Raw genomic sequence first — 12,456 nt, 5'->3', positions numbered from 1 at the left:
GTGGAGGGCGTCGGGCGGTTCTGGCACGCGGCAACCACTGGACCTCCTTCGTGGCGGCACCCGACACTCGCGCGGCACCGTCGCAGACCGGAACGCTTCCCGGTCCGCCGAACATTCCCTGCCGCCGGGCGAAACCTCCACAAACCTCGCGGGCCGGACATCCGCGTCGGCGAGTCCGCCCGGCGGGTCGCCACGAGTCGCTCACGGCTGCGGCAGCTCGGCCCCGGACGTCCGGGCGATCCACTCCAGCGCGGACTCGGCGATCAGGGTGAGCGCCTCCTCCTGGGTGAGCGGCGCGGAGCGCGGGACCACGAAGCTGTGGTCGGCGCCGGGCACGGCCACGACCTTCTGCTGCCGCAGGCCCCTCGGCATGTTCCTCGGCCCGCCGAAGGCGTCCCGCTCCCCCTGGATGACGAGCGTGGGCACCCCGGTGTTGCGAAGCTCGTCGGCGCGGGACCTGTCCGGACGGCCCGGCGGACGCAGCGGGAACGCCAGCGCCAGGCAGCCGATCGCGCCGAGGCTTCGGGCGGTCCGGCAGGCGACCCGGGCGCCCGCGCTGCGCCCGCCCACGATCAGCGGCGTCCTCGTGCGCATGCTGTTCAGCGCGGCGATCCAGCCCTGGTCCAGCTTCTCCGGCGGGGACGCGATCTTGCGGCCGGCCACCCGCCAGGGCTGCTCGACGCGGATCACGGTCACGTCGTACTCGGGCAGCGCCTCGGCGAGCACCGCGAGATCCCAGGCGTCCACCCCGCCGCCGGCGCCGTGCCCGAGGACGAGGGTGACGGCCGTCCGGCGGCCCCGGTTGTAGATCAGGCGGGCGGGACCTTCCGGGGTCTCCACCACGCGTTCGCTCACGGTGTTCATGACGTCCTCATCCGCAGGGGTGGACACACCCTAACGGGGGTCCGCCACGTCGCCCGCCTCTTCCGCCGGGAGTGGATCGAGCAGCTGTGGGCCGTTGTTACGCACGTTGTTGACCTCGGTCGAGACGGGGTACGCGTCCAGCCGTCCGGGCGCCGCGGGCACCAGCACCGAACGCAGTTGGTCGGCGTCGTCGCGGCGCGGGTCCAGCCAGGTGGAGTACTCCGCGGGCTCGACCAGCAGCGGCATCCGGTCGTGGATGCGGCCCAGTTCGTCCTCGGCGGTGGTGGTGAGCACCGTGCACGTCCACACGAACCGGTCGGGGTCGTCCTCGCCCTTGTCCGGGTCGCGCCAGATCTCGTACAGGCCGGCCATCGCCAGCACACCGCCGTCGCTGCGGTGGATGAAGAACGGCTGCTTGTGGCCCTTCTTCTCGCCGTACCACTCGTAGTAGCCGTCGGCGGGCACCAGGCACCGGCGGGACGCGAACGCCTTGCGGAACGCGGGCTTCTCCGCCGCGGTCTCCAGCCTGGCGTTGATCAGCCGGTTGCCGATCTTGGGGTCCTTGGCCCAGAAGGGGATCAGGCCCCAGCGGACCGTACGGAGATGGCGTTCGAGCCCTGCGTCGTCGCCCTCGCCGCCCTTGCCGGTCCTGGCGTCCTTGGCTGTCGTGGCCGGCTTGGCGTCGTCGCCCCTGCGCGGCGGGCGGTCCACCACCACCGCCACCTGCTTGGTGGGTGCGACGTTGTAGTCGGCCAGCTTCTCCCGCACGTCGACCTGGGTCACCTCGAACTCGCGGGCGAGATCCTCAGGGTCCCGGCTCAGCGAGTATCTTCCGCACACACCGACCACCTCCCGTGACCGGTCCGGGCGGACCGGCGCCGCCCCCATTGTTCTCAGCAGCCCGGCGGGGTGCCAAATCCCGGGTGCGGGACTGTCGCCGCCACGCGTACGCTGGGCGCCAACGGCGACGACGGAGACAAGTAGCGCGGGGCACCCCGGAGCCCAGAGAGCCGGCCGGCAGCTGAGAAGGCGGCCTCCGAACCCCACGCGAAGACACTCCCGAGCCGCGGGGAAGAACGCCGGTCACCCGGCTGGTAAGCCCCGCCGACCGGCCCCCGTCAACGGGCCCGAACGAGGCCGCCGGGCCCCGCGCTCAGCGGGATCGGCGGCGAAGGTGTGGTGGCACCGCGAGTCCCCCTCGCCCACACCCCAGGGGACGCAACCAGGCAGGGACCCGCCCAGTGACTGCGCAGCAGTCCAGGGGTCCCGCACCCGTGGGAGGTGACCACCATGCAGCGACCTGTCCATGCGTTCGAGCAGACCTCCGAGCAGTCCTCCGAGCAGACCCTCGAGCAGGCAGGTGTCCGTACTCTCGCCGCCGAGCTGCCCGCCCGGGCCGGTGAGGACGTCCGGCTCGCGGGCTGGATCCACCGCCGCCGGCGCCTCGCGTCCGTCACGTTCGTCGTACTCCGTGACCGCTCCGGGCTGGCCCAGGTCGTCGTGCGCGACCCGGCCACCGTGGAACGCATCGAGGAGTACGCCGAGGAGACAGTCGTCGAGGTGACCGGGAAGGCCGTGGCCAACCCGCAGGCACCAGGAGGGGTCGAGGTCGGCGAACCGGCCTTCACACCCCTCACCGACCCCGCGCCGACCCCGCCGATCGAGCTGTGGCGCCCGGCTGTCAACGCCGGCCTGCCGACGTTGCTCGACCACGCGCCGGTCACGTTGCGGCACCCGCTGCTGCGGGCGCCGTTCGAGCTGGCGGCGGCCGCCGTCGCGGGCTTCCGGGAGACGCTGACCGGCCTGGCGTTCACCGAGATCCAGACCCCGAAGATCGTGGCGTCGGCCACCGAGAGCGGCGCGAACGTCTTCAAGCTGGACTACTTCGGCCGGCCCGCCTACCTCGCCCAGTCGCCGCAGTTCTACAAGCAGACGATGGTGGGGGTGTTCGAGCGGGTCTTCGAGGTGGGCCCGGTGTTCCGGGCCGAGCCGCACGACACGGTCCGCCACCTCGCGGAGTACGTCTCCCTGGACGCGGAGTTCGGGTTCGTCCGGGACCACCGGGACGTGATGGAGGTCGTCTCCTCGGTCGTCGGCGGGATGCTGGCGGCGGTGGGCGAGCGGGCACCGGCCGCGCTGGACCGGCTCGGGGTGGAGTTGCCGAAGCTGCCGCCGCGGATCCCCGAGTTGCACTTCGCCGACGCGCTGGCGCTGGTGGGCGCCGACCCGGACGAGCCGGACCTCGCGCCCGCGCACGAACGCGCGATCGGTGAGTGGGCGCTGCGTGAGCACGGCAGCGACTTCGTGTTCGTCGTCGGCTACCCGATGAGGAAGCGGCCGTTCTACACCCACCCGCAGCCGGACGACCCGCGCTGGTCGAACTCCTTCGACCTGCTGTTCCGCGGAGTCGAGCTCGTCACCGGCGGGCAGCGGCTGCACAGGTACGCCGACTACCTCGCCGCGCTGGAGGCGGCGGGCCAGCCGGCGGAGCCGTACGCGACGTACCTCGAGACGTTCAGGTACGGCATGCCGCCACACGGCGGGTTCGCGTTCGGGCTGGAGCGGTTCGTCGCCCGGCTGGTCGGCGCGGAGAACATCCGGCAGGTGACGCTGTTCCCGCGTGACCTGCACCGCCTGGCGCCCTGAGCCCGTCCGAGTCGAGTCCGGGTCGGTCGCGTCCGGGTGCCGTGCCGTTCGGTGCGGCACCCGGACGCCGGGTCGAGTTCGAGCCCCGCCCGGGAGCCACGCTGCGTGGTCACCCGACAGGTTTCGGCCAGTTGGTGTGCCGCCGGAGGGAGTCGGAATGTTCGGACCACCCCCGGACGCGGTATGAAGATCCCATGACGCTCGTACGAATGCTCGCTCGTCCGATGCTCGCGTCGACCTTCGTGGTCCACGGGGTCCGCGCGATCCGCAACCCCGACCCACTGGTGCCCAGCGCGAAGTCGGTGACCGACCAGCTGGTTCCGGCCGCCAAGCGGGTGGCCCCGCCCGCGATCGCCGACCGGATCCCCGAGGACCCGCGCACGCTCGTCCGCATCAACGGCGTTGTCCAGGTCGTCGGCGGGATCGCCCTCGCCACCGGCGTCGGCCGCCGTTGGGGCGCGCTCGCGCTCGCCGCCTCGGTGCTGCCGACGACGTACGCCGGTCACGCGTTCTGGCAGGAGGACGACGCCGAGTCCCGCGGCAGCCAGCAGGTCCACTTCCTGAAGAACGTCAGCATCTTCGGCGGGCTGCTCCTCGCCGCGGTGGACACCGAGGGCAAGCCGGGACTGGCCTGGCGGGCCAGCCACAGCGCCGAGCACACCCGCGCGGCGACGAAGCGGATGACCCGCGGCGCCCGCCGGGAGGCGAAGATCGCCACCCGGACCGCCCGGCAGGAGGCCAAGCTCGCCAAGCTGTTCGCCCGCCAGGAGGCGAGGCTCGCGGCCAGGGCGACCAGCCCGTCCCGCCTCACCCGCGGCGCCAAGCGCGACGCGAAGCGGGCCGGCAAGGCGGCGAAGGCCCTGGGCTCGGGTGCCACGCACGCGGCCAAGCCGGTGCTGGCGAAGGCCGGCATCGGGAACTGACCCGGGGCGAGGTCGAGCGACTTTCCGGCGCCGACCGGTCGGTGAACCCTGTTCGCCGACCGGTCGGCGCCGGCTGGCTTCTGCCGGTGTGTTCCGGGCCGGCCGCGATGCGGGGCGACACGAGTCGGGCATCCACCGCGAACCACGGCCTAGGGTCGGGTTCATGGCTCGCACCGCACCCTCCGGCCGTATGCCGCCCGCACGTCGCCCGGGCGGGCGCCGCCGTTCCCAGATCACTCTCGAGGACCCGCGCGCCATCCGGGCACTCAGCCATCCCGCGCGCCTGACCGTCATCGACGAGCTGTACGGCGGACGGGTGGCCACGTCCACCGAACTCGCCGAGCTCACCGGCCTGACGCCGAGCGCGATGAGCTACCACCTGCGCGCCCTGGCCGACCTCGGCATCGTCGAACGCGACGAGTCCGCCGCCGCCGACGGCCGGGCCCGGCCCTGGCGGGCGGCCGCCAGGGCGCTGAACGTCGCCTCCCTCGCCACTCGCGCCCAGCGGGCGGCGGTCACCCTGCTCGGCGGCGCGTTGCTGGACGCGCAGCGTGCCGACCTGCACGCGTACGTCGCCGGGGAGTCCACGCTGCCGGCGGAGTGGCGGGGCAAGGTCGGGCTGGACACCGGCACGGCCTACCTCACCGCGGCCGAGACCGAACAACTCCTCACCGCGCTGCACGCGGCCGCGGAGCCGTTCCAGCGGCTGGGCCGGCGGCGGCGCGAGGGAACCCGGCGGGTTCGCACCTCGCTGATGGTGGTGCCGATCGTCGACCAGGGCGGGTCCTAGGCAGGCGTGCTCGAACCCGGGCGGCGACCTGACCGGTGACCCGCCTGGTGACCCGGCCGATCGCACAGCCCCGGTGAAACTCTCTTGCCCCGGACAGATGTGAAGCATTACCTTCACAACTGACCGTCGCGCCGGCGTCGGCGTGGACCGCAGGGGGCGCGGATGGCCAGCGACACGACCGACGGCGCCGAGCGGGTCGACGACGCCGAGCGGGCCGGCCCGGCTGTGCGGGCCGATGGTGCCGAGAGGGCCGACGGCGCCAAGGGGCCTGACCCGACCGGCGAGGCGCCGGCGGATCCGCCGGTCCCCCTGCACCGCAACCGCGACTTCCGGCGGCTGTGGATCGGCCAGGCCTGTTCCGAGCTCGGCTCCGGCGCCGCCGGACTGGCGTATCCGCTTCTGGTCCTGGCACTCACCGGCTCACCTCTGCAGGCCGGGCTGGCCGGCACCGTACGGATGGCGGCGGGCACCGTGCTCGGCCTGCCGGCCGGCGCACTGGTGGATCGCTGGAACCGGCGCCGCGTCCTGATCGGCTGCGAGGCGCTGCGGGCGGGCGCGGCCGTCGGACTGGTACTCGCCATCGTCGGCGGGTGGGCGTCGCTGCCGCTCATCCTCGTGGTGGCGGTGATCGAGGGCGGAGCCGGCGCGTTGTTCGGACCGGCACAGACCGCCGCGGTCCGCCACATCGTTCCGGCCGGGCAACTGCCGACCGCGGCGGCACGCAACGAGGCGCGCGGTTACGCGGCCGAACTTGCCGGGCCGCCGCTGGGGGGCGCGTTGTTCGCGCTGGCCCGCTGGGCACCGTTCCTCGCCGACGCGATCTCCTACGTCGTCTCGCTGGTCGCTGTGTGGCTGATCCGGCGCCCCCTGCAGGAGGTACGCACAACCAGGCCGGAGCCCCTCGGGCGCGCGGTCCGGTCGGGGTTGCGGTTCGTGGTCGGCGACCCGTTCCTGCGGGCGGTGCTGGTGCTCGCACCGCTGGCGAACGCGGCGTTCGCCGGGGTGTTCTTCGTCCTCGTGGTGGTGCTGTTGCAGCGCGGGACGCCGCCCGCGGCCGTCGGCGCCGTGCAGTCCGCCATCATGGTCGGCGGCCTGCTCGGTGCGCTGGCCGCGCCGTGGCTGCAGCCCCGGATCCGCATCCAGACGCTCATCGTCGGCTTCCTCTGGGTCATCACCGGCCTGGTCGCGGCGGCGGCGTTCGTGCCGGGCACCTACCTGGTGGCCGGACTGCTGGCGCTGGCGATTCTGCCCAGCCCCACTCTCAACGCCGGCATGGTCGGCTACCAGATCGCGATCACACCGGACCACATGCAGGGCCGGGTCGACAGCGCTATCGGTCTGCTCGCCCAGTGCCTGCAGCCGCTGGCGCCGCTGCTCGGCGGCGCGGCCGTGACCTGGTGGGGCGGCCGCGGCGCGTTCCTCGTGTTCGCCGGGATCCTCGCGGTGGCAGCGGTGGTGGCCAGCCTGTCCAAGGGCGTACGAAACCTTCGGCCCCTGTAGTCGATCCCCTACAGCCGACCTCTGCCGAGCTCCCGGTCCTCGAGCCCGTCGTCGCGGTCCGGCGACGATCCGGCATCGTCCGCCCGCGCAAGCCGCGGTTGACACCGCGTACCCCGATGCGGCCGGATCGGCAGCGGGCGATCTTCCCGACCGGGCGGTGATCGCTCCGCCGGGCGGTGACCTCACCGCCGCGGCGTGACGTGGCGGAGTACGCGGCCCGACCGGTCGGCTACGCTCGGCGTTCGATGGGAAGACTCGCCAGCGACCTGTGGACCGCGCCGCTCGCCGCCGCGGCGGTGGACGCCGACGTCCGCGTTCCCGGGTCGAAGTCGATCACCAACCGCGCGCTGCTGCTCGCCGCACTCGCCGACGGGCCCTCCGACGTCCGGCACCCGCTGCGGGCCCGGGACACCGCCCTGATGGCCGGGGCGCTGCGCGCGCTCGGTACGCGGATCGAGGAGACCCCGCGGGGCTGGCAGGTCACGCCGGAGCCGTTGCGCGGTCCGGCCCAGGTCGACTGCGGGCTGGCCGGCACCGTCATGCGCTTCGTCCCGCCGGTCGCGGCGCTGGCGGACGGCGACATCGACTTCGACGGTGACCCGCGGGCACGGGAGCGGCCGATGGGCCCGATCCTGTCCGCGCTGCGCACCCTCGGCGGCACGGTCGACGACGCCGGCCGCAACGCACTGCCGTTCACCGTGCGCGGCACCGGCGCGATGCCGGGCGGCACGGTCGAGATCGACGCCTCGGCGTCTAGCCAGTTCGTCTCCGCGCTGCTGCTGGCGGGCGCCCGCTACGACGCCGGCGTGACGGTCCACCACGTCGGCAAGCCGGTGCCCTCGCTCCCCCACATCGACCTGACGGTGGCGATGCTCCGCGAGCGCGGCGTGGCCGTCGACGACAGCGACGCGCACACCTGGCGGGTGGACCCGGGTCCGGTCCGGGCGTACGACACCGACGTGGAGCCCGACCTGTCCAACGCCGCGCCGTTCCTCGCCGCGGGCCTGGTCACCGGCGGCCGGATCCGGGTGCCCGGCTGGCCCGGGACCACCGAGCAGGCCGGGGACGCGCTCCGGGAGATCTTCACCCTCATGGGCGCGGACGTACGGCTGGACGGTGAAGGGCTCACCCTGTCCGGCCCGGACACGATCACCGGCGTCGACCTCGACCTGCACGACGTGAGCGAACTGACCCCGGTGGTGGCCGCCGTGGCGGCGCTGGCCACCGGGCCGTCCCGGCTGCGCGGGATCGCGCACATCCGCGGCCACGAGACCGACCGGCTGGCCGCCCTGGCCACCGAGCTCAACCGGCTGGGCGGGGACGTACGCGACACCGAGGACGGCCTGGAGATCTCGCCGCGCCCGCTGCACGGCGGCGACTTCCGCACCTACCACGACCACCGGATGGCGCACGCCGCCGCCGTTCTCGGACTGGTCGTCCCGGGCCTGCGCGTCGAGGACATCGCCACCACCGGCAAGACCCTGCCGGACTTCGCGGCCATGTGGACGGCCATGCTCGGCCCGGAGGCGGCTGCGTGACTCCGCGGCAGCGCCGGTTCGAGGTCGACGACCACGAGAGCTACGGCAGGCCGGCGCGGCGGACCCGTCCGCGTACCAAGCAGCGCCCGAACTACGCCGGCGCCACCACGGCGGTGGTGGTCACCCGCGACCGCGGCCGCTACACCTGCCGGGTGGAGGACGGCGACGACGCCGCCCGCCAGGTGCTCGCGATGCGGGCCCGAACGCTCGGCCGCACCAGCGTCATCGTCGGCGACCGGGTACGCCTGGTCGGCGACGTCACCGGGGACCAGGGCACGCTGGCCCGGATCGTGGAGGTGGAGGAGCGCGCCACCGTCCTGCGGCGTACCGCCGACGACGACGACCCGATCGAACGCCCCATCGTCGCCAACGCCGACCAGCTGGTGATCGTCACCGCGCTGGCCGACCCGCCGCCGCGGCCACGGCTGATCGACCGGTGCCTGGTCGCCGCCTTCGACGCCGACGTCGAGCCGCTGCTGTGTCTCACCAAGGCCGACCTGGCCTCCCCCGACGACCTGCTCGACATCTACCGCCCGCTGGGCGTGCAGTCGGTGGTGACCCGGCACGACGAGGAGCTCGGCGAGCTGGTCCGCGAGCGGCTCGCGAACCGGGTCAGCGTCCTGGTCGGTCACTCCGGGGTGGGCAAGTCGACGCTGGTCAACACGTTGATCCCGGACGCTCACCGGGCGACCGGCGAGGTCAGCGACGTCACCGGCCGGGGCCGGCACACCTCGACCCAGGCGGTGATGCTGGCGTTGCCGTTCGGCGGCTGGATCGTGGACACGCCGGGCATCCGGTCGTTCGGGCTGGCGCACGTCGACCCGTACCGCCTGATCGGCGCGTTCGGCGACCTGGACGACGTGGCCGAGGAGTGCCCCCGCGGCTGCACCCACCAGCGGACCGAACCTGAGTGCGCCCTGGACGAGGCGGTGGCGGAGGGCCGGCTGGACGCGGCCCGGGTGGAGTCCTACCGCCGGCTGCTGGACTCCCGCGAGTTCCACGCCGGCGACTGACCGGCGACCGGCAAACCGGAACGAGGGCTGCTATCCGCCGGCGCCCCACACCGCGCGGGCACCCGCGTCACCGGTGAGGACGACCTGGATCCCCGTCGCCACCGCGAGCACGACGAGAACCACCGCCACCACGATCCGGACCGGCCGGGCGATTCCCGCGGCCCGGCGCCGGCCCACCTCCCAGCGCGGGGTCGGCGCACCCGGGCCGCCGAGGACGTACGCCGAGACCAGGCACCAGACGACGAACGCCAGGACGATCCACTGCAGCAGTTGGCCCCGGTGCTCGTGCACCTCGACCACGGCCGGCCTGTTCAGCCGGTCGTACAACGCGTAGCCGCTGCGCACTGTGACGAACGTGGCCACCAGGGAGATCACCGCACCGGCCACCATGGGCAACCGCAGCAGCCACCGCCACCGTGGGACCACCGCGAACGCCAGTGCGGCGAGCACCGTCAGCGGGACGAACACAATGGTCAGGTGGTTGACGAGCACGTGCAGGGGAAGTCCGAAGGCCCGGTCGAACATGCCACCCTCCAGGGTTCGTACTGCTTCCGCGGCATCACCGCGCGGCCACCTGCGCCGGTACGCCACGTGCGCCGACCGGTGGTTTCCTACCCACACGTCCGAGCCCCACCGGCGGTTCGATCAGCGGGTCGAAATGTGCGATCATCACGGGCCCACTACCGTGTGCACCATGGCCTCGACGCACACCGAAGATCTGCGGCTCGCTCACATGATCGCCGACGACGCAGACGCGCTCACGATGAGCCGGTTCCGTGCGCTTGACCTGCAGGTGTCGACGAAAGCCGACGAGACTCCGGTGAGCGAGGCCGACACCGCCGTCGAGGAGGCCGTCCGCCGCACACTCGGCCGGGCCCGCCCCCGCGACAGCATCCAGGGCGAGGAGATGGGCCGCAGCGGTTACAGCGCCCGCCGCTGGATCGTCGACCCGATCGACGGCACCGCCAACTACGTCCGCGGCGTGCCGGTGTGGGCCACCCTGATCGCCCTCTCCGTCGAGGAGGAGATCACCGTCGGGATGGTGTCGGCTCCCGCACTCGGCCGGCGCTGGTGGGCGTCGAAGGGCGACGGTGCGCACGCCGGGCGCAGCATGCGGCTGGCGCAGCAGTGCCAGGTGTCGAAGGTCGCCACGCTGCCCGAGGCGTTCCTGTCCTACTCCGGTCCCGGTGAGTGGATCGACGAGGGACGCGGCGCCGGGTTCGGGCGACTGCTGGAAAGCTGCGGACGCACCCGCGCGTTCGGCGACTTCTGGTCGTACATGCTGGTGGCGGAGGGCAGCGTCGACATCGCCTGCGAGCCCGAGCTCGAGCTGCACGACATGGCCGCCCTGAGTGTCATCGTGGACGAGGCCGGCGGACGGTTCACGTCCCTGGCCGGTGTTCCCGGCCCGTACGGCAACGGCGCGCTCGCCACCAACGGCCTGCTGCACGACGAGGTCCTCGGCCTGATCGGCGACCCGAAGGACTGACCCGGCGATCACCAGGCCCGCGATCACCAGGCCCGCGATCACCGGGCTCGCGATCATCACGCCGGCGATCACCGCACCTGGTCGCCGGTCGCGCCGCGTGATCGTCGCGCCGATGATCGGGTGACCGCCAAGGCCGCCCTCGCCGGTGTCGGGGGCGAGCCCTCCCCATGGCGGGCCGGCGGACTTCCCGGTAATTACGCGCATACGCCACCGCGGGGGATTTCTTTGCGGCCCGGTCCGGGCTAGCGTGCCCAACACGGAACGTTGGCCGGTGCTGGCCGCAGGTCGGACCGGCAGGGCGCGAAGGGAGCCGGTGATGCGGATCAGCGACGTGCTGCGCGGCAAGGGCCCCAAGGTCGTGACGATCAGACCGGACGCCGCCGTACGCGACCTCCTCCAGCTGCTGGACAGTGCCAACATCGGCGCGGTCGTGGTCAGCGAGGACGGTGCCACGATCACCGGCATCGTCTCCGAGCGCGACATCGTGCGGCATCTCACCGACCCGTCCCGGCTCCTCGACCAGCCGGTGTCCACGATCATGACCAGCCAGGTGCACACGTGCGCACCGCACGCCACCGTCGACTCGCTGATGCGGCTGATGACCGAGCAGCGCGTACGCCACGTGCCGGTCGTCGCCGACGGCCGGCTCGCCGGGCTGGTGAGCATCGGCGACGTGGTGAAGACCCGGATCGGTGAGCTGGAGTTCGAACGCGAGCAGCTGGAGAACTACATCGCCCAGGCCTGACCGCCGGGCCATCATTGGTGCATGCGCTCCGACAGTCCCACGTCCGGTCGTACGTCCGATGTCGTCGGGTGCGATGTCGTCGTGTGCGGCCCTGCCTCGTGGAACCACATCGTGCGGGTCGCCGAACTCCCCGAACCGCGCCCGCACATGGTGGTCGCCGACGGCGACGTCGAGACGCTGGGCGGCACCTCGGCCGGTAAGGCGCTGCACCTGGTCGACCTCGGCCGGTCGGTGACGCTGCACACGGTGCTCGGCAGCGACGACCATGCCGAACGCATCCGGACCGCGCTGACCGCGGCCGGCGTACCGCTGCGGGTGCGCCGGGTGCCCGGCGCCAGCGAGCGGCACCTGAACCTCATGGACTCCCACGGCGGCCGGCTGTCGATCTACCTCGACCTGCCGAAGGTTCCCGGCGGCGGTCCGCCGGACGGTGGCTGTCCCGATCCCGGCCTGCGCGCGCAGCTGGCCGGCGCCCGCGCCGTGGTCCTCGACCTGTCCGAGCACTCCCGGGACCTGATCGACGTCGTACGCGCGACGAACGTGCCGATCTGGACCGATCTGCACGACTACGACGGCAGCGCCGCGTTCCAGCGGCCGTTCGCCGCCGCCGCGTCGTACGTCTTCATGAACGCGGACAAGCTCGACGACCCGCTCGCGCTCCTGCACGCCCTGGTCGCCGACGGAGCCAGGATCGCGGTGTGCACGCTCGGGGCGCAGGGGGCGGTGGCCGTCGACGACCGCCACGACGTGCACCGGGTGCCGGCCGCGCCGGTCGCCACGGTGGTGGACACCAACGGCGCGGGCGACGCGTTCATGGCGGGTTTCCTGCACGCGCACCTGGCCGGCTCCCCGGCACCGCGGGCTCTGCGGGCAGGCGCGGAGCAGGCGGTCCGCGCACTGACGACCGTGCACCTGAGCCCGCTGCTGGAGCGACCGACCTCCTGAACG

The 12,456-nt window shown here is 73.3% G+C and carries 12 protein-coding genes; 9 read left to right on the top strand and 3 right to left on the bottom strand.

Going from position 1 to position 12,456, the window contains the following annotated elements; translation table 11 throughout:
* Positions 1–201: 201 nt before the first annotated feature.
* Positions 202–864, bottom strand: a complete 663-nt coding sequence (locus FHR37_RS03520) for an alpha/beta hydrolase family protein (protein WP_092887045.1) — start codon at positions 862–864, stop codon at positions 202–204.
* Between the two features lie 30 nt (positions 865–894).
* Entirely contained in the window at positions 895–1,704 is an 810-nt protein-coding gene (locus FHR37_RS03515) for an SOS response-associated peptidase (protein WP_092887204.1), read from the bottom strand.
* A gap of 450 nt (positions 1,705–2,154) precedes the next feature.
* Here FHR37_RS03515 and aspS point away from each other — a divergent pair, with 450 nt between their 5' ends.
* From aspS to rsgA, 6 genes are all read left to right on the top strand, one after another.
* Positions 2,155–3,510, top strand: coding sequence for an aspartate--tRNA(Asn) ligase (gene aspS / locus FHR37_RS03510; protein ID WP_092887042.1), 1,356 nt, complete (start codon positions 2,155–2,157; stop codon positions 3,508–3,510).
* Positions 3,511–3,704: 194 nt separating this feature from the next.
* The gene (locus FHR37_RS03505; RefSeq protein ID WP_092887039.1) at positions 3,705–4,433 is read left to right on the top strand and encodes a DoxX family protein; all 729 of its coding nucleotides are present in this window, start codon (positions 3,705–3,707) and stop codon (positions 4,431–4,433) included.
* A 163-nt stretch (positions 4,434–4,596) separates the two neighbouring features.
* Positions 4,597–5,223 (top strand): winged helix-turn-helix domain-containing protein, encoded by a 627-nt coding sequence (locus FHR37_RS03500; RefSeq protein WP_092887036.1) that lies wholly within the window; start codon positions 4,597–4,599, stop codon positions 5,221–5,223.
* A 162-nt stretch (positions 5,224–5,385) separates the two neighbouring features.
* The gene (locus tag FHR37_RS03495; RefSeq protein WP_092887033.1) at positions 5,386–6,723 is read left to right on the top strand and encodes an MFS transporter; all 1,338 of its coding nucleotides are present in this window, start codon (positions 5,386–5,388) and stop codon (positions 6,721–6,723) included.
* A 245-nt stretch (positions 6,724–6,968) separates the two neighbouring features.
* A complete protein-coding gene (gene aroA / locus FHR37_RS03490; RefSeq protein ID WP_092887201.1) occupies positions 6,969–8,261 on the top strand; it encodes a 3-phosphoshikimate 1-carboxyvinyltransferase in 1,293 nt (430 codons plus the stop codon).
* Positions 8,258–9,274 (top strand): ribosome small subunit-dependent GTPase A, encoded by a 1,017-nt coding sequence (gene rsgA, locus FHR37_RS03485; protein ID WP_092887030.1) that lies wholly within the window; start codon positions 8,258–8,260, stop codon positions 9,272–9,274. Before aroA ends, rsgA begins: the two co-directional genes overlap by 4 nt.
* A gap of 30 nt (positions 9,275–9,304) precedes the next feature.
* Here the strand turns inward: rsgA and FHR37_RS03480 are convergent, their stop codons facing one another.
* Positions 9,305–9,799: a DUF2231 domain-containing protein gene (locus tag FHR37_RS03480; RefSeq protein WP_092887027.1), complete on the bottom strand. Its 495-nt coding sequence runs from the start codon at positions 9,797–9,799 to the stop codon at positions 9,305–9,307.
* A gap of 169 nt (positions 9,800–9,968) precedes the next feature.
* Here FHR37_RS03480 and FHR37_RS03475 point away from each other — a divergent pair, with 169 nt between their 5' ends.
* The 3 genes from FHR37_RS03475 (at position 9,969) to FHR37_RS03465 (ending at position 12,453) form a co-directional block, all read left to right on the top strand.
* Positions 9,969–10,763: an inositol monophosphatase family protein gene (locus FHR37_RS03475; protein ID WP_092887198.1), complete on the top strand. Its 795-nt coding sequence runs from the start codon at positions 9,969–9,971 to the stop codon at positions 10,761–10,763.
* 316 nt (positions 10,764–11,079) lie between these two features.
* Positions 11,080–11,508, top strand: a complete 429-nt coding sequence (locus FHR37_RS03470) for a CBS domain-containing protein (RefSeq protein ID WP_092887024.1) — start codon at positions 11,080–11,082, stop codon at positions 11,506–11,508.
* A gap of 21 nt (positions 11,509–11,529) precedes the next feature.
* Entirely contained in the window at positions 11,530–12,453 is a 924-nt protein-coding gene (locus FHR37_RS03465; protein WP_092887021.1) for a carbohydrate kinase family protein, read from the top strand.
* The last annotated feature ends 3 nt before the right edge of the window (positions 12,454–12,456 follow it).

Source organism: Actinopolymorpha cephalotaxi, from assembly GCF_013408535.1.
Lineage (GTDB): Bacteria > Actinomycetota > Actinomycetes > Propionibacteriales > Actinopolymorphaceae > Actinopolymorpha > Actinopolymorpha cephalotaxi.
Note: the sequence above shows the minus strand (reverse complement) of the source record. Positions and strands in the feature narration are given on the sequence as shown.